The organism is Pseudomonas sp. IT-P171 (assembly GCF_949767765.1).
GTDB lineage: Bacteria > Pseudomonadota > Gammaproteobacteria > Pseudomonadales > Pseudomonadaceae > Aquipseudomonas > Aquipseudomonas fluorescens_B.
In genome coordinates, this window is record NZ_CATKQN010000033.1 from 387,898 (window position 1) to 408,871 (window position 20,974).

A 20,974-nucleotide genomic window follows, 5' to 3' on the forward strand; every position below is an offset into this window, starting at 1 on the left:
CCGTTTATCTCGTGGCTTTGTGTGTTTCGGGCAGTGCCCTAGAATGGCCCGACGCAACCTATAACAACAATGAGAGTGACCCGATGATGCAAGCGCAACTGTTGAGTCAGCGCAGCTCCGTATTCGACCATGCCGACCCGTACGCGGTGTCGGGCTACGTCAATCAGCATGTCGGTAATCATTGCATCCTGATGCCCCGCGCCGGGCACCCGCTGGCCAGTCTCAATCACCGCAAGTTCGCCAGTCTCGACCTGTGCCGCATCAGCTACGGCGGCAGCGTTCGCGTCACTTCCGGCGCGCTGGAAACCATCTATCACCTGCAAGTTTTGCTGCGCGGCAATTGCCTGTGGCGTGGTCACGGTCAGGAACATTACTTCGCCCCTGGCGAATTGCTGCTGATCAACCCCGATGATCCGGTAGACCTGACGTACTCCGACGATTGCGAAAAATTCATCCTCAAAGTCCCGACGTCGTTGCTGGAATCGGTCTGCGACGAGCAACGCTGGCGCTATCCGGCGCAGGGCGTGCGGTTCCTGGAGAACCGTTATCAGCTCAATGAGCTGGAAGGTTTTGTCGGCCTGCTGGCGATGATTTGCCAGGAAGCCGAAGCCACCGAGCAGATTCCAAAAGTGCAGGAGCACTACGCGCAGATCATCGTCAGCAAGATGCTCAGCCTGATGCAGACCAATGTCAGCCGTATCAGCCTTGGCTCACAGACGGCGACGTTCGAGGTGATCGCCGACTACATCGCCCGCAACCTCAAGCAGGACATCGATAGCGAAGAACTGGCGCGACAAGCGCGGATGAGCCTGCGTTCGCTGTACGGTTTGTTCGAACGCAACGCCGGCACCACGCCGAAAAACTACATTCGGCAGAAACGCCTGGAACGTATCAATGCATGCCTGATCGACCCGACCTGCAATGTGCGCAATGTGACGGAAGTGGCGATGGATTATGGGTTTCTGCACTTGGGGCGGTTTTCGGATAACTATCGCAAGCAGTTTGGGGAGTTGCCTTCGGATACGTTGAAGCGGCGGGAGTGATTCGTCTAAAAAGGTATTTCGAGACAGGAAATTTTCATATCGGTCCGAGTTCAGCGATTCCGACGAGGGCGCACATCACGATATGTCCAGCCGAGCCAATACAAGGTGACCAGAATTCTTCTCCGGCCCGCAGGGAAGTTCTTCATATCATTTGTACTGGCACCTCCGTAACGTAGAGAGAGGCGAGGCGTAGCGAATACGCACATTATCTCTCCCATCAAAGATAAATTCCCCCAAGGGGCACCGTTTCTCAAGAATGTCCGATTAGTAACTGCACGGCAGTTTTTCAGATGGTTCAACATAAAACCCATTTTGGTGTAGCCGAGGAAAAGTGCTGTGCCGGCAAATATAAACCCTCCTCCGAAGTTGACTAAACCTATAGCCAAGTATATTTTTTCAGCTGTATTAAGGCTCACTTGACAATCTCGTAAATGTCTTCGATGTTTAATATGCAACTTGATTTAAAGCCAGAATCAACGGGTCGGCCCGCAACTGGTTTGTCCATCGATCCGCATTAAAAGTACCCTAAGGATATAAGTGCTGTTTAGATAAGTTCAAGTTTGATAGTCGCGAAAAGCCCAAACATTATGAGTAAAAGTCCCCAGCCAGTCCACTGCAAAACAATTAGTTTTCGTTTGAGGTCCGCAGGAAAGTTCTTCAGGTCCTCTGCGTTGGCACCGCCATCGCGTAGATAAAGCTTAGGCGTGGTCATTACTCCCATTATGGCGCCCAGTAACAACATATTTCCCCAAGGCCCAGCGTTTCTTAACGGTGCTCGAATCATAACCGCCGGGCAATTTTGCAGGTGGTTTAGCATTACATCCATTTTTGTGTAGGCCAGGTGAAGTGATATACCGATTGATATAAGTGCGCCAGCAAAGTCGATCAAACCAATGACAAGAAATATTGTGTCACCAGAACTCTGGCTCATTTGATGACCTCGTAAATTTGATCTCCTATGAATTCGCCGGTCTTTCCTCCAATTTCCCCAGCAGCCAAGGAGCTAACTCCGATTAGTACAAGGCCGCATGCCAATGTTCCTGCACCGCCAGTAGGTACTCCGAGGGCTGCACAAATAACTCCAGCGGTAGGGCCGCTCAAATACAAACCAGTTAGAGCGCCGCCCGCAATCCCACCCGCAAAACCCCCAGCTTCTGTAAATTTCACCTTCTCACAGGCCTGCACATTCCCTGCTGCACAAACACCCTGAACCTTGATTGCCGACGCTCCACCACCCACCGCCGTACCAACCCACCCACCATATTTGACGTACTTCGCCGCTTTGGAAACAGCGTCAATATGTGTGGCATAACCAGGAATCTGCCCAATAGCCCCAGCTTTTCTCCAGCGATGTACAAGACTTTTCGTCGATAGGCCCAACACGTTTTTCAGATTGGGATGGTCCGGAAACCCAATGCTTTTTTTTGTAAGCTTGGTCAGTTGAGCATTCAACTGAGTCAGCAGACGTTTGCGTTCGGCATAAAACTCGGCGGACTTCAGGTGACCGTTGGCTTGAAAAGTCCGGGTATGCAAATTTTCGATGTCACGGAGAATAATATCCACGTCGTGCAGGTTCTTCGAGAACATGGCCAATCCCGCACTTGCCCCGAGTGAACCCTTGGAAATAAGGAACGCAATCTCGTCATGGTGACGCGCCATGAAATCGGCCTCTTCCGAACTCAGCGGTTCCAAGGCTCTATTTACATTAGCCGCCGCCTGCATCAACAACGCTTCTTCGAAAGTACACAGATGATTGTTCGGATCGCTGAGAACAATCATCGTCCCGGCTTTCACCTGATCCAGATTCGGGTTCAGCGCCTTGAATTTGGTGATGACGGCGGGGGAGGCTGAAGTAAAAAGCTGAGCCTGCAGTTTGTCAGCGGTCGTGCTTCTCGGTACGACATAGAACCCAGGTTCTTCTTGTGGGACCGGCGTTGGCCATTGCTCCTGAGGGAAAAACTTCAAGTTCGGGGTAGGATGCGGCGAGGTAGCCGCCTTCAAGGCGCCGGGCGAGTTCATGGCGGTCGACTTGAGATTTTGCGCATGGACGTAGCGCAGTAAACGAACGGGGTCAGGTTTTGAAACGGGCTGTGTGAGCCTTGATACCGGCAATCTTTTAATAGGTTCAGTGATCGCGGCCGGAGCTTTTCCCGTCAGGGCTTGCGATTGGATGAGCAGGTCGCGTTGTTCTTGCACAAGCGCCTGTAAGCCCTGTTCCGGAGTTTTGTGGCCTCGCCCAACATCGTCAGCAATACGCTTTGCATAAAAAGCGACTTCTCTGTTGAACTGTTCCCGCGCCCTACCGTATGCAAGATGACGAGTGCCAAGCGTGCGAGCTTGCCCCACCAGTTTCCCCGCCGCGCTGTTGATGTCCCACGGATTCATCCCTCTTCACCCCACGAACTGTAACCGGCGGTTTTAGCCAGATGGTGGGTCCACGCGATGTCGCGATAACGAATCGCCACCTGCTCTTGTGGCTCGGCGTCGTTTTGAAGAATGGCGTGAGGCATTTCGAGCGTCAGGTCGGTAATAACTCCGCCATTGATCGAAACGGTATAGAACTTTTCCTGCAAGCCAGAGGGCGATACGCGGTAAAAACTGATCGTGCAGTTGATTTCCTCTCTGTTTGAAAGCGCTTGGGCGAGTAGTGGCGATGATTTGTCGACGGCTTTGGTGATGATGATCGGGTTGTGTGTGGATCTGTTGAGGTTCCCGATAGTGGTCATGTTGTGGCTGTAGGACAGCACCATGATCTCGTCCGTGTGCGCAGCCTGGTACTTGTTGCCAATAGAGTCCTGGGTTGAACAGCCCGCTGAAATCAATCCCTGAGCTTTTCCGTTTATGGTCATGTAACCGTGATTAGCCATGGAAACCACTCCTTGTCGTCAGGCGCGAAGTCTATGGCAGAAGTTGTAAGCAGTTATGTAGTCCGATTCCGAAAATACGTTTTGCACTAAACGGATAAAGGTCTGCACCCCGCGGATAGTCCACCCCATTGCCCCGTCCTAGCATGAGCCTTGCCTGAACAATAACAATGGAGGCGGCGGCCATGACCCTGCGACCCGAATATCTTCACTCCCTGCTCGAGGACGATCCAGAACAAGGAATCTATCGCTGCAAGCGCGAGATGTTCACCGACCCGCGCCTGTTCGATCTCGAGATGGAACACATCTTCGAAGGTAATTGGCTGTATCTGGCGCACGAAAGCCAGATCCCCAATAAAAACGATTTCTACACCACCACCATGGGGCGCCAGTCGATCTTCATCGCGCGCAACAAGGACGGTGAGCTCAATGCCTTTCTCAACGCCTGCAGTCACCGTGGCGCGATGCTCTGCCGGCACAAATCCGGCAACAAGAGCTCGTACACCTGCCCATTCCACGGCTGGACCTTCAATAACTCCGGCAAACTGCTGAAGGTCAAAGACCCGTCCGAGGCCGGTTACCCGGCGAGCTTCAATTGCGAAGGCTCCCATGACCTGACCAAAGTCGCCCGTTTCGAATCCTATCGCGGCTTCCTGTTTGGCAGTCTCAAGGCTGATGTCGTGCCGCTGGTCGAGCACTTGGGCGAGTCGGCGAAGATCATCGACATGATCGTCGACCAGTCCGCCGATGGCCTGGAAGTGCTGCGCGGTTCCTCCAGCTACATCTACGAAGGCAACTGGAAACTCACCGCCGAAAACGGCGCCGACGGTTACCACGTCAGCTCGGTGCACTGGAACTACGCCGCCACCCAGAACCAGCGCAAACAGCGCGAGGCCGGCGACAGCAATCCGACCATGAGCGCTGGCAGCTGGGCCAAGCAGGGCGGCGGTTTCTATTCCTTCGACAAGGGCCACATGTTGCTCTGGACCCGTTGGGCCAACCCGGAAGATCGCCCGCTGTATGAGCGCCGCGATGAACTGGCCCAGGATTTCGGCAAGGCCCGCGCCGACTGGATGATCGAGAACTCGCGCAACCTGTGCCTGTACCCGAACGTGTACCTGATGGATCAGTTCAGCTCGCAGATCCGCATCGCCCGGCCGATCTCGGTCAATCGCACGGAAATCACCATTTACTGCATCGCCCCCAAAGGCGAAAGCGACCACGCCCGTTCAAGCCGCATTCGTCAGTACGAAGACTTTTTCAACGTCAGCGGCATGGCCACGCCGGACGATCTGGAGGAGTTCCGCTCCTGCCAGACCAGCTACCAGGGCAGCGTGACCGCCTGGAACGACATGTCCCGTGGTGCCGAGCACTGGATCGAAGGGGCCGACGAAGCGGCGAAAGAAATCGACCTGCATCCACTGCTCAGCGGTGTGCGCACCGAAGACGAAGGCCTGTTCGTGTTGCAGCACAAGTATTGGCAGCAGACCATGCTCAAGGCTCTGGCCGCCGAGCAATCGAAGCTGATTGCCGTGGAGGCCGTGCAATGACTATTACCTACGACAGCGTGCGCGACTTTCTCTACCGCGAAGCGCGTTACCTCGATGAACGGCAATGGGACGAATGGCTGGAGTTGTACGCCCCGGATGCGACCTTCTGGATGCCGTCCTGGGACGACAACGACGAATTGACCGAAGACCCGCAGCGGGAAATCTCGTTGATCTGGTACGGCAATCGCACCGGCCTGGAAGACCGCATCTTCCGCATCAAGACCGAGCGCTCCAGTGCCACCGTGCCGGATACCCGCACCTCGCACAACATCAGCAACATCGAGCTGCTGGAACAGGCGGACGGCCTCTGCAAGGTGCGCTTCAACTGGCACACGTTGAGCTTTCGCTACAAGACCGTCGACAGCTATTTCGGCAGCAGTTTCTACACCCTTGATGTGCGCGGCGAGAACCCGCTGATCAAGGCCAAGAAAGTGATCCTGAAGAACGACTACGTTCGCCAGGTCATCGATGTTTACCACCTGTGAGGCGGCCGTCATGACTCATTCCATTGCATTCAATTTCGAAGACGGCGTCACCCGGTTCATCGACGCCAACGTTGGCGAAACCGTGGCCGATGCCGCGTACCGCCAAGGCATCAACATTCCGCTGGATTGCCGCGACGGCGCCTGCGGCACTTGCAAGTGTTTCGCCGAGGCCGGCCGCTACGACCTGGGTGAGGAATACATCGAAGACGCCCTCACGGCGGACGAAGCCGAGCAAGGTTTTGTCCTGACTTGCCAGATGCGCGCCCAGAGCGATTGCGTGGTGCGCGTACCGGCTTCCTCGGAGGTCTGTCGCACGCAACAGGCCAGTTACGACGCGACCATCAGCGCCGTGCGTCAGCTGTCCGACAGCACCATCGCGCTGTCGATCAAAGGTGAGGCACTGAGCAAACTCGCGTTCCTGCCCGGGCAATACGTGAATCTCGCAATTCCCGGCAGCGAGCAGACCCGTGCCTATTCGTTCAGTTCGTTGCAACGTGACGGCGAGGTCAGTTTCCTGATTCGCAACGTGCCCGGCGGCTTGATGAGCAGTTTTCTGACCGGCATGGCCAAGGCCGGCGACAGCATGAGTCTGGCCGGGCCGCTGGGCAGTTTTTATCTGCGTGACATTCGTCGCCCGCTGCTGCTGCTGGCGGGCGGTACCGGCCTGGCGCCGTTCACCGCGATGCTGGAAAAAATCGCCGAGCAGGGCAGTGAGCATCCGCTGCATCTGATCTACGGCGTGACCAACGATTTCGATCTGGTGGAAATGGATCGCCTCGAAGCTTTCGCCGCGCGCATCCCGAACTTCAGCTTCAGCGCCTGCGTGGCCAGTCCCGACAGCCAGCACCCGCTCAAGGGCTACGTGACACAGCACATCGAGCCGAGGCATTTGAACGATGGTGACGTCGACGTCTACCTGTGCGGCCCGCCGCCGATGGTCGAGGCCGTCAGCCAATACATTCGCGATCAAGGCATCGCGCCGGTGAATTTCTACTACGAAAAGTTTGCCGCCAGCGCGGCATGAGCATTCTCTGGGTCAACACCGGGTTGGCGTGAACACGAGGTGGGTATGAACAGATTTCACGAAAAAGTCGCGCTGATCACCGGCGCTGCGCAAGGCATCGGCCGGCGCGTCGCAGAACGGATGGCGGCGGAGGGCGCGCGGTTGGTTCTGGTTGATCGCTCCGAGTTGGTGTTCGAGGTGCAACAACAATTGGGCCAGCATGCCCAGGTGCTCGCGCTGACCGCCGATCTCGAGCAGTACGCCGAATGCAGCCGCGTGATGCAAACCGCCATCGAGCGTTTCGGGCGCCTCGACATCCTCATCAATAATGTCGGCGGGACGATCTGGGCCAAGCCTTTCGAACATTACGAAGCACCGCAGATAGAGGCCGAGGTTCGTCGCTCGCTGTTCCCGACGCTGTGGTGCTGCCATGCCGCATTGCCGTTCATGCTGGGGCAGGGCAGTGGCGCCATCGTCAACGTGTCGTCCATCGCCACCCGCAGCATCAACCGTGTGCCGTATGGTGCGGCGAAGGGCGGGGTGAATGCGCTGACCGCTTGCCTGGCGTTCGAAACCGCCGGCCGTGGCGTTCGGGTCAATGCCACGGCGCCCGGTGGCACCGAAGCACCGCCGCGGGTGATTCCGCGCAACAGCGCCGAACAAAGTGCTGAGGAAAAGGTGTGGTATCAGCAGATCGTCGACCAGACGCTCGACAGCAGTTTGATGAAACGTTACGGCACACTGGATGAACAGGCAGGCGCTATTCTGTTTCTGGCCAGCGACGAAGCGTCCTACATCACCGGCATGATCATGCCGGTGGGTGGTGGCGATCAGGGCTGAAAAAACGCTGAGAATTACAGGCGGCGCTGAAACGCTTTGACGATTCTCAGCGTGGCGTCGCTTGTGTTCAGATTGTGCACCGCGTCCATCGGAAACCACATGCAATCGAAGATTTCATTTTGCGGGCGCGCCTCATTCGAGTTCAGCACCGATGCCTCGTAGACATGGTGCCGGGTGCCGCCCGAATCCAGTTCCATCAGGTAGAGCAAATCGTCGACCCCCAACCCGGTTTCTTCCCACAGTTCGCGCATGGCCGCGGCTGCAACGGTTTCACCGGGCTCGACTTTTCCGCCGGGCAGCATCCAGCGACTCCTTGGCTTGCGCACCAGGAGAATGTAGCGGTCCTGCTCACAAATGACGGTGGCGCGTACTTTCATGTGTTACCTGATTGCCTGCTGTCATATTTTGGTAATAAAAATGCAATATTCAGGCCGACGCCGATTTAGCGGACGCCTGGAAGGTTGGAGGTGTCTCAGGGGCTGAAAGTGCAACCGGATGCCGGCATCCTGTCGCGACGTCCGGTCGGCATCTGTGCGAAGGGTGGGTGTAAGGTAGGCAGGTCTGTTCTGAAATCAGTACCGAAATGGAGGTAGCTTATGAGCGTTCCGATGCTGAATAAGATGCACATGAACGGTTATGACGTACTCAGCGTAAACAACGGCCCCTGGCGGGTATGCACCCAAGGCGACCGGTTGGCCGCTTTTGCCAGCAGGGAGGAAGCCCTGGCCTTTGCAGCGTCTCTTCCCGGTTACAAGGTACGGGCGAAGAGGCCGGCCGATAAATAGTCAGCTTCAAGCCCCGGTTTTCCGGGGCTTTTATGACTTGGGAGAACCTCCGCCTCCGCTCATCCCGCCATTGGTGCAGGTGGCAGGCTTGTTTCGAATAATCACCTTGGCCTTCACCTCTTCGGCATACCCCGTCAATCGCTGTTCGTCCCCCTGAAACAGGTCGTGCAGTCTGCGCACCGCTTGTGCGTCCACTTCATTGCCTGCCTGTCGAAACTGAACTTCCAGTCGCAGAAGGTCTACCGCCGACCACCTCAAGTCCGATGCAACGCTTTGCAGGTCGCGCCGAAGTTCGTTTTCAGATTTGTTAAGCCACATGACAACCTCCTGAACATCTCTGCTACGAATTTTAGTCCCGATTCGTGGATCAGGACGTTTTGTTCGTCTGAACAGTCGATGCAGCCTTTGGTCGGGAAGTTGAACGGGAACGGACAGATCTGGTGTCGTACTCAAGTGGTCAACTTTCGCTAGGGCGAGGCAACTTCAAATGACGGCAACTGATGATTTTAGATTTCACGCGCATGAGCTGATCGTCGATCTGGACGCGGCGACCACGGAAATGATGACGCTGATCTCTGCGCATCAACTGAGCGGCCCGGAATGGGAGCGGGTGAACCAATGGCAGCACGAGGCGTATGAACGGTGGATGACCTATTTGAACGCCAGGTCCCCCAAAAAAGATGAAAACGCCCCACAGTGAGAGCTGTTCAATCAATGGATGTCTGCTGAATGACGCGCTACATTTCCTTTTTCAGAAAAAGGAAGCGTCATGCGGACATTGATGGCGGGAGTCGTGGTGGCGTTACTGGCGGGGTGCTCATTGCCGGCTTCCGTGGTGCCGGGTGAGCCGAATGTCAGCAAATACAGCGAAAAGGTACCGAAAGACTATGCCGCCTGCGTGCTGCCGGCGTGGCAGAAGGAAATTCCCGCGTCGACTCAAACGGGGATTTCCAATGGCTACCGGATAACAGCCCCCAGCATTATCACGGCTGACGAGATTGTCGATATCGTGAAATCCAGGGATGGCAGCCGGGTATCGCTTTATCAGGGCCCGCCCTGGGCCAAGTCCGGCGCATTGCGCCAGGCCGTTCGCGACTGTCTGTGAGGCTTAGCCGGAAATCTCGGTGACCGGGATAGTCTGGTCGTCAGATGCCTGGGCACTGCTTTTCTTTTCCCGGCGATCGTTGATCCAGTTGTCCACCTGCGCACCGAATTCGGCCGGCGCCTTTCGTCCCACTTTCCTGGCGAGATCAAGAATGGTCTGCTGGGCGAGGGCATCCTCCATGCGTTTTTGCGCAGTCATCATGACCGCATGCACCGAGCAGGGGCCTGTCAGCGCCCAAGCGGGTGCGGAACCTTCGAACACGGCGCAACGCCCGCGAATCTCGCGGCAATCGAAGATGAGTTTCTGACCGTCGATGGCATTGACGATATCGAGCACGCTGATTTCGTCGGAGGGACGCGCCAGCTTGAAACCGCCGCGCACGCCTTCAGTGGCCACCACCAGTTTTGCCTTGGCCAGTTTGGTGAAAATTTTCGCCAGATAGTCTTGCGGCACGCCTTGAAGCTCCGCCAGTTCGCGCACGCTCGCCTCACGGGTGTCGCCGCAATTGCCTACCAGAAAAAGCAGGCAGTGAATGCCGTACTCAACGCCCGCGCTATAAAGAGACATTTTGATCTCCGACTAATGTTGTCGTAAATGTTACCAGCAGAGCGTTAGCCGAGCAACGAGCCCCCGCCGCCGCTCATCTCTTCCAGTACTGCCTTTCTGCCTTGCCTGGTAGCGCCATGCCGTGGATCAAAGTTTTCGATAGCAAGCATCATAAAAAATCGATTGCGTCGTATAACTAGGATCAATATATTCGCAGTTGTTCGGTCGGCCTTGGCAGCGCATGACCTTTGATGAATTCAATGATCGCCTTCTCTCGGAGTTAAAAATGAAAAAGCACATCCTGGTAATCGGCGCAGGTTTCGGTGGCATGTGGACAGCTTTGAGCGCTACGCGTCTGTTCGACATTCATGGTCACAACGACGTTGAAGTGACCGTTCTGGCCCCGCAGGCCGAGCTGCGCGTGCGTCCGCGCTTCTATGAACCGAATGCGCACCAGCTGGCTGCACCGATTGGTGAGCTGTTTGATGCGGTCGGCGTGAAGTTCATCAAGGGCGCTGCAGAAACCATCGACGTTGTGCAAAAACGCGTGGGCTACATCGATGCATCGGGTGCCAAACAAGTGTGCAGCTACGACAAACTCGTTCTGGCCACCGGCAGCCGTCTCGCCATCCCGGCTACCGCAGGCGTGGTCGAACATGCGTTCGACGTTGACCAGATTGAAGAGGCCGTGCGCCTGGAAAACCACCTGAAATCCCTGGCCAGCCTGCCGGAAAGTAAAGCCCGCAACACCGTCGTCGTGGCGGGTGGCGGCTTCACCGGGATTGAAACGGCGACCGAGATGACCGCGCGTCTGCGTGCCATCCTGGGTGATCAAACGGATGTCGAGGTGATCATCGTCGATCGCGGCGAGAAAATTGGCGGGTCGATGGGCGCCGAAATCGCCAAGTCGATCGAAGAGGCCAGCGTTGAAACCGGCGTTAAATGGCACTTGAAGGCGTCGGTTCTCTCCGTCGATGCCAACGGTGTCAACTTGAGCGACGGCCAGCGTATCGATGCGAAAACCGTGGTCTGGACCACCGGCGTGCGCGCCAGCTCGCTGACCGAACAGATCCCGGCCGAACGCGATCACCTCGGCCGCCTGCACGTGGACAGCCACCTGAAAGTCATTGGTCAGGAGGATATCTATGCCACGGGCGACGTTGCTTACGCCGCTTCCGACGACATTGGCAACTACGCATTGATGACCTGCCAACACGCCATTTCCCTGGGGCGTCACGCCGGCAATAACGTGGCCGCGCACATTCTCGGCGTCGATCCGACACCGTACAGCCAGCCTAAGTACGTAACCTGCCTGGATCTGGGGAGCTGGGGCGCGGTGTACACCGAGGGCTGGGACCGCCAGGTCAAACTGGTCAAACAGGAAGGCAAGAACCTCAAGACGCAGATCAACACAGTGTGGATCTACCCACCGGCTGCTGACCGTGCCGCTGCGCTGGCGGCGGCTGATCCCATGATTCCTGTCGCCTGAGGCCTGTTGTTCGATAACACTGCCTGATGGGGAAAATCCCGCCCAAGTTTCTTGGGCGGGATTTTTTTTGCGACCGGAATGGTTGCGATGGTGAAATTTAACGTGTAGTTTTTCATGAAATTATAAATAGAAAATTTCACGAGGCTTGCATGTTCCAGCAATCCAACCGCCACGTCGCCAGTTACTACGCCCACACTTGCGCCGATTGTCTCTTGGAGCGTGCGGCTCTGGAGGGCGAGCAGGACACCGACGTATTGATCGTCGGCGCCGGCTTCAGTGGCTTGCACACGGCGTTGCGACTGGCCTTGGCTGGCAAGCGCGTGACCTTGCTGGAAGCCAGTCGGGTTGCATGGGCGGCGTCGGGGCGCAATGGCGGTCAGGCCATTCTCGGTTGGTCGTGCGACATGCCTCCGTTGGAGGCCGCGCTGGGTTACGAACGTGCGCGGCGTTTGTGGGACGGCATGCGTTGGGCTGCACAGGAACTGCGGGCATTGCCCGAACGCCATGATTTCGATTGCGACTACCAGGCCGGTCACCTCTGGACATCGGTGTTGCCGCGTCGGGTGAGTCTGCTGACCGAATGGCAACACGAGGCCAGCCACAAGTGGGGCCACGACGGTTTGCAATTCATCCCGCGTGAGCAGTTGCCGCAATGGGTCGCCAGTGAACGCTATCAGGCCGGGCTGTTCGATCCGGAAGGCGGGCACCTGAATCCGCTGAAACTGGCGCTCGGCCTGGCCGCCGCCATCGAGCGCGCCGGCGGGAAAATTCATGAGCAAAGCAAGGCGCTGAACTATCGCCAAGAGGGTGGCCGCTACGTGGTCACCACTGAGCACGGTCGTATTCGATCCGATGTGCTGGTACTGGCGTGCAATGCGTATCTGGATCGGCTTGATCCCAAGCTGTCGAGTTGTGTGTTGCCGGTTGGCACCTATCAGGTGGCCACCACGCCACTCCCGCAAGCGCAGGCGACTGCGCTGCTGCCGAGCAATGCCTGCGTTACCGACAATCAATTCGTGCTCGATTATTTCCGTCGTACGCCGGATAACCGGCTGCTGTTTGGCGGTGGTTGCACCTACCTGGGGGGCATGCCGAGGGACATCGCCGCGGCGACCCGACCCTTTCTGCAACGGGTGTTTCCACAGCTCAAGGATGTAGAGCTGGAATTCGCCTGGGGTGGGCACATCGATCTCACCCTTAAGCGCACACCTGATATCGGTCGCCGGGGCGATCTCTACTGGCTTCAGGGTTACTCTGGCCACGGTGTGCTGCCGACCCTGGCCGGGGCCCGCGCCGTGTCCGACGCGATATTGGGGGAGCCGGATGAGCTGGCCTTGTATCAAGGCCTGGTCAATGGCAGTTTCCCCGGCGGCAAGTACATGGCAGCCCCGCTGGAAGCCATCGGCAAGGCCTGGTATCGCTTGCGCGACAGCCTTTGATTCGCACATTTTCCGGAAGCTTTCAGATGGACAGGCAAGAAGAAATCTCGGCGTTGGCGATCCTGATTCAGGACCTGCGCAAACACAAAAAATACACGCTCAAGGAACTGGCGGACAGAATCGGTCGCTCCGTCGGTTTTCTCTCGCAAGTCGAGCGCGGGCTGTCACGGCCGACGGTAGCTGACCTGACCGCCATCAGCGAAACCCTCGGCGTGCCGACCACTTATTTCTACAGCCTGCCCAAACCCATGGCCTTGCCCTGGGTAACCCGGCCGGACGAGCGCCGCACCCTGTATTACGCCGACGGCATCACCGACATTCTGGTCTCGCCGAAAATGCGTGCGTCGTTTTCGATGCTCGAAAGCCGGCTCGAGCCCGGCGCCAGCAGCGGCGACCGCCACATGAGCGACAGCTCGGAGCAGGGCGGTTACGTGCTCGAAGGGCAACTGACACTTTGGCTGGATGACGATCAACCGGTCACCCTGGGAGCCGGGGACAGCTTTCAGCTCGCCAGCCATACCCATTGTCGCTACGGCAATCTCTCCGATCAGCTCACCCGGGTGCTCTGGGTTTACACCTGATAAAAACAAAGGAACAACATGATGGATGCTGTCTGCTCTGATCTGGTCGCTGAAGTTCGCGCGTTTCGCCAGCGCTTCCCGGATGTGCGCTACGTGGACCTGATTTCCCTGGACATCCCCGGGCATTTCTATGGCAAGCGCTACCCGATCGAGATGCTCGAAAAAGTCGCCTCGGGCAGCGCGCTCAAGCTGCCGCAGAATTGTGTGTTGCTGGGCGCCCAGGGCGGGCTGTTCAAGATTGGCGACTACTGTTTCAACGACGGCGATCCGGATGCGCCGCGCCGTCTGGTGCCGGGTACGTTGAAAATCGTCAACTGGGAAAAGCAACCCTTGGGGCAGATGCTGATCACCTCCAGCGGCACTGAAAAACCGATTGTCTTCGAGCCGCGGGAAGTCTTGGCGCAGGTGCTGGAACGTCTCGCGCGCAAAGGTATTTTCCCGGTGGTGGCCTTCGAGCTGGAGTTCTACCTGTTCGATCGCCAGTTGCGTGACGGCTTGCCGCAGTTCGCGCGCGATCCGCTGACCGACGATGCGGACGATCAACCGAACATGCACATTGAACGATTGTCGCGGTTTGCACCGGTGCTCGATGAAATGGTCGAGACCGCGCAGGCGCAAGGCATCGACACTACGGTGATCACCGCCGAATTGGGCCCGGGCCAGTTCGAGATCAACTTCGGCCACCTCGATGACGGCCTGCGTGCCGCCGACTGGGCCGCCCTGTTTTGCCGCAGTACCCGGGGCGTGGCCATGAAGCACAACTACCGCGCCAGTTTCATGGCCAAACCTTACTTGCAACACCCCGGCAGCGGCATGCATGTCCATGTGAGCCTGTATGACGAGGCGGGCAACAACTTGCTGGCGGCCAACGGGCAACAACCGCTGCGCCATGCGGTGGCCGGTTGCCTGGAACTGCTGCCGCATTGCATGCCGATCTTCGCGCCGAACCACAATGCAATGCGTCGCTTGAGCGGCACCGTGAACGTCGCGACACGCGCCAGTTGGGGTTTTGAAGATCGGGACGCGTGCCTGCGAGTGCCGGAGTCGGATGCGAAAAACCTGCGGATCGAACATCGCCTCGCCGGTGCTGACGCCAACCCTTACTTGGTACTGGCGGCGATTCTGGTGGGGCTCGAACAAGGACTGGAAGCCGGTCGTGAGCCGATCGCGCCGCTCAACGAGGATCGGGGCAGTGGCATCGATTTTCCGCTGGAGATGTTGGACGCCGTGCGTTCAATGCAAAGCCATGCGCAATTGCGCGAGGGATTGGGCGCAGAATTCGTGAATGTATATTGCGAAAACAAGCGTCAGGACCATTTGGCATTTCTGCAGGACATCAGTGCCCGTGAATATCGCTGGTACTTGTAGATGACCGCTTATCGTCGCGCGGCCTTAAAAAAAGTGTGGATATTTAAGGGGTTAGGAGATTTAGTAACCAGATTGTGAGCCAAAATATCTTGTTACACGGTGAAATATTCCGTAATATCCGCCCCGCGTTCACCACCACGGTTTATGCATTTTTAAATCCCGGGCGTCCATCAGCTGCCCGGGATTTTTTTTGCCTGAAATAAGCTGCGATTGAAAAATCGCTCAGTCATTTAGAACGATTATTGAAAGCAGGAGCGCTCATCGTTGACGCTGATTTCCAGCACGCCCTGAGACACCACCAGACTCTCCTGCACGCCAGGAATTCACAGTGGTTACTTTTGATGCCTTCCTCAGAGCATCACGACCGGCGTTCCGACAATGGTCGGTGTTAAATGTTGAGATAGCCGTTTGCCACGCGTCTGGTTATGCTCGCAGCGTTTTGCATTTGCCAATCATTAACAACCACAGTGATGACATGAGCCAAATAGAGACGCGTGCGACTGCCCTTGCGCTGTATCCGGAAGATTCCCGCGAAGCTGCGGCGCTGCTCAAACAAGCCATCCCGCTGATGGTGCGTCACAACATCCCGCCCAATCCGGTGCATTACGCGCTCTGGTACACCTACAGCAAAGGCCTGGACCCCGAGCTCAATCGTCAGCTGGACCGGGTGGTCAAGGACTTTGATTATTTTCCGCCGGAGTCCGCGACGCGGCTGTTTCGCGACTACATCATTCGCGACGAACTGGCGGAGGCCCGCGCCGGGCAGCAACAGGCAATCAATCTGGTGGATGACATGCAGCGCGACGTTTCGCGCAGCGTCGAGGGCAATCTCAACTTTCAAAGCAGTCTGGGACGTTGCCTGGAGATGCTCGAGTTGCCTGCCAACGAACGTTTGCCGGATATTCTGAGCGAGCTGCAACAGAGCACCCAGCTCATGCAGAACCAGCAGGAACGCTTCCTCTCCCAGTTGCACTCGGCCCAGAGCGAGATCAAAAGCCTGCGCAGCAAACTTGAACGTGCGCAACTGGCGGCGACACTCGATGGCCTGACCGAACTGCTCAACCGGACAGCCTTCACCCGTTTGCTGGAGCAGGCGCTGAGTAATCCTGACCGGGGCGTGGCGCTGGTCATGCTGGATATCGACCACTTCAAGCAATTCAATGACCAGTACGGCCACCCGTTGGGCGACCGTGTCCTGCAACATGTCGGGCAAGTACTGCGCAGTTCGCTGCCACCCCATGCCACGGCGGCGCGTTACGGTGGCGAGGAGTTCTGCGTCATTCTGGAACACTGCGCCGACCTGGCGAGTGCCGGGGTGTTTGCCGAGCAACTGCGGGTGAAAATCCAGGCGTTGCGGATCAAGGCGCGTATCGATGGCAAGGTACTCGACACGATCACGGCGTCCTTCGGTGTGGCCTTCGCGCAATCCGGTGAGAGCCTGGACAGTCTGGTGACCCGCGCCGATGACGCGCTCTACCAGGCCAAGCGCAATGGGCGTAACCGGGTAGACAGCTAGCCGTTGAACCGCATTTTCAAGCCGCAGGCCCGATGGCGGTGCTGAGTGACTCCACAACGCTGCTACGGTTGTTGTGAATTGTCGTCATCCTGGGCGGCGTTATCGACCTCAAGCGGGGCTCGGGAAACTGAGGCGGTTTGAATCAAGGCATTTTGCTGGCCCCGAAGCCCGAAAGTTACAGACAGAATCACTTTAATTTCAGGTGGTTAGGGCTGGCTTTAAATGCGCAATGTATGGATCTCACTGATTTCGTTGGGCTTGGCAGGTATCGCCGTCGCCGTCCAGGCCAAAGAGCTTCAAAGTAATGACCGGTACATGTGCAGCTGGGGCGCGGGCACCGCAGCAAGAGCCCAGGAACTCAAACTGGCGGGCGTTTCGCTCTACGCCGCCCGGCAGAAACTGCAGACCTACAAGTTCAGCAAGCCGTGGATGCGCATGACGGCAATGGGGATTACCGAACAAACCTACGACAGCCCGTCGCGGATCAAGCCTGCGGCGCTGCGCCAGAGTTTCTACGAAGATTGCGTGCGCTTTAAGCTGGCGCGCAAATGATCGAGTGAGCTACAACCCGTCCTCCATCAGCTTCAGGTACTCGGGGCTGTCGGAGATCGAATTGTGCCCCACGCCTGGAATCACTTTCAGGGTCGCCACGCCTTTGGCGAAATGTTCGTAGAGCTTTTCTGTGCTCGAGTGCGGGATCACTTCGTCCTGCTCTGCCGCCAGCAGCAGCGTCGGTATCGAGATATGCGCGGCGTATTTCCACGATTCGAACTTGTCCTGCAGCAGCCATTTCACCGGGAAAATCGGGTATTGGCGGACAGCGAGATCCTCGAGGCTGTTGTAGGGTGTGATCAGGATCAGTCGCGCGGCCGGGCGCTGGCTCGCGAGGCGCACGGCGACGCCCGAACCGAGGCTGCGACCCACCACGGCAATGTGCGGATGTGTGTCGTAGACCTTGTCGAACAAGGTCATGGCATCGCGTGAAATCGCCTCCTCGGAAGGTGACCCGGTGCTCCCGCCAAAACCCCGGTAGTGCAGCAAGTAGAGGGCGTGGTCGGGGAACGCCCGGGAGAATTGCGGCAGGTTTCGCGAAACGTCCTCGGCATTGCCACCAAAATAAATCAATGCATTGGGCCCGTCGTGCGGCCTGACGGTGACCTGCACCTGTGCGTCCGCCACCGATAGCGTGAGCAGCGTTTCGGGCGCGCCGGGCACAGCGGGTTGCGGGAAGTAGATCAGCGCGCGCTGGAACACGAACAGCGCGGCACACAGCGCCAGGTACAGCACGGCGACGATGACGACGATATACATCAGGATGCGCGACATTCGGCTAACGTTGGTGAGTGGCATTGATTGCTCTGGGCCTGACGACCGCGACGGCTGATCGCTGTCGGAGTGTAGTTGAACGACAGCGGCGTGCGGCTACCCCGCCGTCCTTGGAACCCTATCAGCCATCACCCAAAAACGGATATTCAGCCAACCGATTGCTGCTGCACACCAGCCTTTACAGCCTTGTTGTATTCCACGCCGGGACGAATTGTCCCCGACAGCTATTCTGTTGTAGCCAGCAGGAGTCTGGTGGCGCTGTTGATTTTGCCGTTTGCCGAACTGCGGGGCGGGTTATGCGTGTGGCTGACCGCACAACAGGCAGACAGGAAAGAAGTGTAAGGACGAAACCATGAGCCACACTGATGGATACACGCGTCGACAAATACTCACGCTGGCTGCCGGTGCTTCGGCGATGCTCACTTTCGATCCGGCCTTTGCAGCCATCGCGCCGTCGAAGGAAACAGGAGGCAAGAACATGCTGACCCGCGCCATTCCTTCCAGCAACGAGCCACTGCCCATTGTCGGCGTGGGCACCTATCGCGGTTTTGATGTCGCGCCTGCCGATCCGGCCTACAAAAACCTGCCCGCCGTCCTCAGTGCGTTGTTCGAAAAGGGCGGGACGGTGATCGACAGCTCGCCCATGTATGGCCGCGCGGAGCAGACCACCGGTGAACTGCTGTCGATCCACAAGCCGCGCTCGCCGGCCTTTCTGGCGACCAAGGTGTGGACCCGTGGCCGCGAAGAGGGCATCGCGCAGATGGAGCAGTCGTTCAAACTGCTGCAGACCGACCGGATCGATCTGATGCAGATTCACAACCTGCTGGACTGGAAAACCCATTTGCCAACGTTGCGCCAATGGAAGGAAGAAGGGCGCATTCGCTACATCGGCATCACCCATTACACCGCGTCGGCGTATGACGAAGTGGAAGCGGTGCTGAAAGCCGAGCCACTGGATTTCTTGCAGATCAACTATGCGCTGGACGATCGCGGCGTCGAGAAACGCATCCTGCCGCTGTGCCGTGAACGCGGCGTGGCGGTGATCTGCAACCGGCCGTTCGGCGGTGGTGATTTGCTCGCTCGCTTGAAGGGCAGGCCACTGCCGGGTTGGGCCTCGCAAGTCGGCGTCACCAGTTGGGCGCAACTGGCGCTCAAGTATTTGCTGGCGCATTCGGCGGTGACCTGCGTCATCCCCGGCACCGGCAACCCGCGTTATATGGCGGAAAATGCCGGCGCGGGGTTCGGTCCGATGCTGACGGGAGCGCAGCGCGAGCAGTTGATTGATGTGGTGGGGTAGACGCCACTCGTCAGGACTTTTTCTTGATGAGTTTATTGAGGTAGTACTTGAGGCTCAAACGATCCTTGGGCCGTGGTTTGTAATGAGTTTTGTTTCTTTGCGCAGGGTCGGCAACCACGGTGGCTGCGGTGTAGTAGTACAGCGCGATGGACCGGCGCGTAATGTGTTCCGGCGTCGTCAGAGGCTCCGGGTGCCCGTGGTTGCTGTCCTTGTCGGTGTTGAAAATGACGCAGCGATTGTAGACCGGCAGGACTTTCTTCAGGCAGGTTTTCATCCCGACATCCCATAGCTCCAGGTTGCCTCCGTATGCCTCTTGCCAATCCTGGTTCAGATAAATAATGGCATTCAGTCTGCGCTCGATATTCAGTTTTTTGTTGAGCCTGAAGTCCGAGTGCACGCCCAGGAAACCACCCCTTTTCGTTTCATGCAGCCCGCCGCCGGTAAAGTAAGGATCGGGTATCAAGCCTTCGATACCTGTAAGTTTTTCCAGAAACTGCAACATGGGTGCAGAGTTGAAGGCGTTGAAAACCGTCTTCAAATAGGGGTCGCATTCGTTGGGGCTGATTTGCCGTTTGTGCTGACCTTTGTAGCCGCGCTCATAAAGCATTTCGTTGCTGGTTGGCTCGACCGGAAAGTGCGAGCAGATGCTCGCAATCAGGTCTTGCGGTAAAAAGTCGTCAATGACGATGTGTGGAAAAGGGGTGGCCTGAGCGTAAGTCATTGCGAGCGACTGACCCAGCGAGCTGGCGGCGTTCTGGTCGAAATCAAGCTCTGGCGTAACGGTGATGGGCAGTGTCTGCGTGATGGGTCTCATTACCGCTCCAATAAACTATTCATAACAACCTGGGTACTTCCAGGTAGCGTTACACGCCCTATTTTTTAGGTGAAGACGAAACCTGGCTGTGTTCACTGTTCAAGCGTTTAAGGATGTCGTTGTACATCTTCGTTCGTCTGTGCGTTGTTTCGTAACCACCAGCGGCCGCGACGGTGCCAGCCTGAATATGGTCGAGGTAGCTGAATATCTTGCGCGTCGACAACAGCTCAACAACATAGCCCAATTGGGTCATGCGATCCTGGAGTGTATAACCGGGTACGCGATCATCCATCAGAAAATGCATGGAGTGTTGTTTCATCAGCTTGCAATTCCATAAGGTGCAGAAGCTTTTCAAATAAACTTCCCTGTAGGGCTTTGGCTCTCTGGAGCGTAACCCCAAGGACAGTTTCAGGCGTCTGACGTGATGTTTTACCAGTCGAGAGCTAAAGCGCCAAAGGGCTCTCGTGGTACTGCGGTTGATTTGCTCTACGCATCCGATGGCCACGACGTTCGGTTTATTAATGCATTTGTTCATCATCATCGAAAACACATTCTTGTCGAAAATGAACGTGTCGGTGTGCAGCAGAAACAGATAGTCGGTTTCAACCCGCTCCAGCACCATGTCGAGTGCTCTTCCGTGTGCAATATGGCCCGGTTCCTTTTCGGGACAGGAGCGTTCGATCAGGTGGATCCAGTCCAGTGTGCGCAGATAGTCAGTGCTTTCATCGGCGGAATCGTTATCGACTACCCAGACAGGGATGTTGCTTTCACCCAGGTGCTGATGCAGCAGGTCGAGGCAAATCCGGGTTATTTCGATGGTCTTGTAATTGACCAGAACAATGCTGAAAAGTGGGGTTCTTTGCGATAGGAAATCAATGTTGCTCATGGGATTTGGCACTCTAAGAAGACTGAGAACATAGAAA

25 protein-coding genes and 1 pseudogene are annotated in these 20,974 nt (G+C 57.0%); 16 read left to right on the top strand and 10 right to left on the bottom strand.

Annotation, left to right across the window (positions count from 1 at the left end):
- Positions 1 to 83: 83 nt before the first annotated feature.
- On the top strand, positions 84 to 1,043 hold the full coding sequence (locus ACM6I5_RS19290; RefSeq protein WP_017339352.1) for an AraC family transcriptional regulator: 960 nt from the start codon (positions 84 to 86) through the stop codon (positions 1,041 to 1,043).
- Between the two features lie 544 nt (positions 1,044 to 1,587).
- Here the strand turns inward: ACM6I5_RS19290 and ACM6I5_RS19295 are convergent.
- Genes ACM6I5_RS19295 through ACM6I5_RS19305 form a run of 3 tightly spaced genes read right to left on the bottom strand, consistent with a single transcriptional unit; the run spans position 1,588 to position 3,910 of the window.
- Positions 1,588 to 1,974, bottom strand: coding sequence for a hypothetical protein (locus tag ACM6I5_RS19295; protein WP_414884431.1), 387 nt, complete (start codon positions 1,972 to 1,974; stop codon positions 1,588 to 1,590).
- Entirely contained in the window at positions 1,971 to 3,428 is a 1,458-nt protein-coding gene (locus tag ACM6I5_RS19300; protein ID WP_414884432.1) for a hypothetical protein, read from the bottom strand. Before ACM6I5_RS19300 ends, ACM6I5_RS19295 begins: the two co-directional genes overlap by 4 nt.
- Complete coding sequence (locus tag ACM6I5_RS19305) at positions 3,425 to 3,910, bottom strand: Hcp family type VI secretion system effector (RefSeq protein WP_017339349.1); 486 nt, start codon at positions 3,908 to 3,910, stop codon at positions 3,425 to 3,427. The genes ACM6I5_RS19300 and ACM6I5_RS19305 overlap by 4 nt, the downstream gene beginning before the upstream one ends.
- A gap of 182 nt (positions 3,911 to 4,092) precedes the next feature.
- Between ACM6I5_RS19305 and benA the strand changes: the two genes are divergently transcribed.
- The 4 genes from benA to ACM6I5_RS19325 are packed head-to-tail and all read left to right on the top strand — an operon-like array spanning position 4,093 to position 7,785.
- On the top strand, positions 4,093 to 5,457 hold the full coding sequence (benA, locus tag ACM6I5_RS19310) for a benzoate 1,2-dioxygenase large subunit (protein ID WP_031318997.1): 1,365 nt from the start codon (positions 4,093 to 4,095) through the stop codon (positions 5,455 to 5,457).
- Entirely contained in the window at positions 5,454 to 5,942 is a 489-nt protein-coding gene (benB, locus tag ACM6I5_RS19315) for a benzoate 1,2-dioxygenase small subunit (RefSeq protein WP_017339347.1), read from the top strand. The genes benA and benB overlap by 4 nt, the downstream gene beginning before the upstream one ends.
- Positions 5,943 to 5,952: 10 nt before the next feature.
- The gene (gene benC, locus ACM6I5_RS19320) at positions 5,953 to 6,966 is read left to right on the top strand and encodes a benzoate 1,2-dioxygenase electron transfer component BenC (protein WP_414879053.1); all 1,014 of its coding nucleotides are present in this window, start codon (positions 5,953 to 5,955) and stop codon (positions 6,964 to 6,966) included.
- A 45-nt stretch (positions 6,967 to 7,011) separates the two neighbouring features.
- Complete coding sequence (locus ACM6I5_RS19325) at positions 7,012 to 7,785, top strand: 1,6-dihydroxycyclohexa-2,4-diene-1-carboxylate dehydrogenase (RefSeq protein WP_414879052.1); 774 nt, start codon at positions 7,012 to 7,014, stop codon at positions 7,783 to 7,785.
- Between the two features lie 14 nt (positions 7,786 to 7,799).
- On the opposite strand, the gene ACM6I5_RS19330 is transcribed toward ACM6I5_RS19325, so the two are convergent.
- Positions 7,800 to 8,162 (bottom strand): NUDIX hydrolase, encoded by a 363-nt coding sequence (locus ACM6I5_RS19330; protein ID WP_414884433.1) that lies wholly within the window; start codon positions 8,160 to 8,162, stop codon positions 7,800 to 7,802.
- 219 nt (positions 8,163 to 8,381) lie between these two features.
- Between ACM6I5_RS19330 and ACM6I5_RS19335 the strand changes: the two genes are divergently transcribed.
- On the top strand, positions 8,382 to 8,570 hold the full coding sequence (locus ACM6I5_RS19335) for a DUF2188 domain-containing protein (RefSeq protein ID WP_414879050.1): 189 nt from the start codon (positions 8,382 to 8,384) through the stop codon (positions 8,568 to 8,570).
- A 30-nt stretch (positions 8,571 to 8,600) separates the two neighbouring features.
- Here ACM6I5_RS19335 and ACM6I5_RS19340 read toward each other — a convergent pair whose 3' ends face one another.
- Positions 8,601 to 8,888, bottom strand: a complete 288-nt coding sequence (locus ACM6I5_RS19340; RefSeq protein ID WP_414884434.1) for a hypothetical protein — start codon at positions 8,886 to 8,888, stop codon at positions 8,601 to 8,603.
- Positions 8,889 to 9,057: 169 nt separating this feature from the next.
- Between ACM6I5_RS19340 and ACM6I5_RS19345 the strand changes: the two genes are divergently transcribed.
- Positions 9,058 to 9,270 carry a hypothetical protein gene (locus ACM6I5_RS19345; RefSeq protein WP_017339341.1) on the top strand — a complete coding sequence of 71 codons (213 nt, stop codon included), beginning with the start codon at positions 9,058 to 9,060 and terminating at the stop codon, positions 9,268 to 9,270.
- Positions 9,271 to 9,339: 69 nt separating this feature from the next.
- Positions 9,340 to 9,675 carry a hypothetical protein gene (locus tag ACM6I5_RS19350; protein WP_017339340.1) on the top strand — a complete coding sequence of 112 codons (336 nt, stop codon included), beginning with the start codon at positions 9,340 to 9,342 and terminating at the stop codon, positions 9,673 to 9,675.
- Between the two features lie 3 nt (positions 9,676 to 9,678).
- Here the strand turns inward: ACM6I5_RS19350 and ACM6I5_RS19355 are convergent, their stop codons facing one another.
- Complete coding sequence (locus ACM6I5_RS19355) at positions 9,679 to 10,242, bottom strand: RrF2 family transcriptional regulator (protein WP_414884435.1); 564 nt, start codon at positions 10,240 to 10,242, stop codon at positions 9,679 to 9,681.
- 265 nt (positions 10,243 to 10,507) lie between these two features.
- Here ACM6I5_RS19355 and ACM6I5_RS19360 point away from each other — a divergent pair, with 265 nt between their 5' ends.
- From ACM6I5_RS19360 to ACM6I5_RS19375, 4 genes are all read left to right on the top strand, one after another.
- A complete protein-coding gene (locus tag ACM6I5_RS19360) occupies positions 10,508 to 11,710 on the top strand; it encodes an NAD(P)/FAD-dependent oxidoreductase (protein WP_017339338.1) in 1,203 nt (400 codons plus the stop codon).
- A gap of 149 nt (positions 11,711 to 11,859) precedes the next feature.
- A complete protein-coding gene (locus ACM6I5_RS19365; protein WP_414884436.1) occupies positions 11,860 to 13,149 on the top strand; it encodes an NAD(P)/FAD-dependent oxidoreductase in 1,290 nt (429 codons plus the stop codon).
- 26 nt (positions 13,150 to 13,175) lie between these two features.
- Positions 13,176 to 13,730 (top strand): helix-turn-helix domain-containing protein, encoded by a 555-nt coding sequence (locus tag ACM6I5_RS19370; protein WP_414884437.1) that lies wholly within the window; start codon positions 13,176 to 13,178, stop codon positions 13,728 to 13,730.
- A 21-nt stretch (positions 13,731 to 13,751) separates the two neighbouring features.
- Positions 13,752 to 15,098: a glutamine synthetase family protein gene (locus tag ACM6I5_RS19375; protein WP_414884487.1), complete on the top strand. Its 1,347-nt coding sequence runs from the start codon at positions 13,752 to 13,754 to the stop codon at positions 15,096 to 15,098.
- A 254-nt stretch (positions 15,099 to 15,352) separates the two neighbouring features.
- Here the strand turns inward: ACM6I5_RS19375 and ACM6I5_RS19380 are convergent.
- Positions 15,353 to 15,418, bottom strand: a pseudogene (locus tag ACM6I5_RS19380) (XRE family transcriptional regulator); the annotation flags it as partial.
- Between the two features lie 155 nt (positions 15,419 to 15,573).
- Here ACM6I5_RS19380 and ACM6I5_RS19385 point away from each other — a divergent pair.
- Together ACM6I5_RS19385 and ACM6I5_RS19390 are read left to right on the top strand one after the other, a co-directional pair.
- Positions 15,574 to 16,614, top strand: a complete 1,041-nt coding sequence (locus tag ACM6I5_RS19385) for a GGDEF domain-containing protein (RefSeq protein ID WP_017339334.1) — start codon at positions 15,574 to 15,576, stop codon at positions 16,612 to 16,614.
- Positions 16,615 to 16,836: 222 nt separating this feature from the next.
- Complete coding sequence (locus tag ACM6I5_RS19390; protein ID WP_017339333.1) at positions 16,837 to 17,166, top strand: hypothetical protein; 330 nt, start codon at positions 16,837 to 16,839, stop codon at positions 17,164 to 17,166.
- A 9-nt stretch (positions 17,167 to 17,175) separates the two neighbouring features.
- Here ACM6I5_RS19390 and ACM6I5_RS19395 read toward each other — a convergent pair whose 3' ends face one another.
- Positions 17,176 to 17,964 carry an alpha/beta hydrolase gene (locus ACM6I5_RS19395; protein ID WP_414884438.1) on the bottom strand — a complete coding sequence of 263 codons (789 nt, stop codon included), beginning with the start codon at positions 17,962 to 17,964 and terminating at the stop codon, positions 17,176 to 17,178.
- Between the two features lie 51 nt (positions 17,965 to 18,015).
- Here ACM6I5_RS19395 and ACM6I5_RS19400 point away from each other — a divergent pair, with 51 nt between their 5' ends.
- Together ACM6I5_RS19400 and ACM6I5_RS19405 are read left to right on the top strand one after the other, a co-directional pair.
- Positions 18,016 to 18,282 (top strand): hypothetical protein, encoded by a 267-nt coding sequence (locus ACM6I5_RS19400; protein WP_414884439.1) that lies wholly within the window; start codon positions 18,016 to 18,018, stop codon positions 18,280 to 18,282.
- Between the two features lie 10 nt (positions 18,283 to 18,292).
- Positions 18,293 to 19,237 (top strand): aldo/keto reductase, encoded by a 945-nt coding sequence (locus ACM6I5_RS19405; RefSeq protein ID WP_414879044.1) that lies wholly within the window; start codon positions 18,293 to 18,295, stop codon positions 19,235 to 19,237.
- A gap of 10 nt (positions 19,238 to 19,247) precedes the next feature.
- On the opposite strand, the gene ACM6I5_RS19410 is transcribed toward ACM6I5_RS19405, so the two are convergent.
- Together ACM6I5_RS19410 and ACM6I5_RS19415 are read right to left on the bottom strand one after the other, a co-directional pair.
- Positions 19,248 to 20,051 (bottom strand): 2OG-Fe(II) oxygenase, encoded by an 804-nt coding sequence (locus ACM6I5_RS19410; RefSeq protein WP_017339329.1) that lies wholly within the window; start codon positions 20,049 to 20,051, stop codon positions 19,248 to 19,250.
- A gap of 58 nt (positions 20,052 to 20,109) precedes the next feature.
- Positions 20,110 to 20,937: a glycosyltransferase family 2 protein gene (locus ACM6I5_RS19415; protein WP_017339328.1), complete on the bottom strand. Its 828-nt coding sequence runs from the start codon at positions 20,935 to 20,937 to the stop codon at positions 20,110 to 20,112.
- Positions 20,938 to 20,974 lie beyond the last annotated feature (37 nt).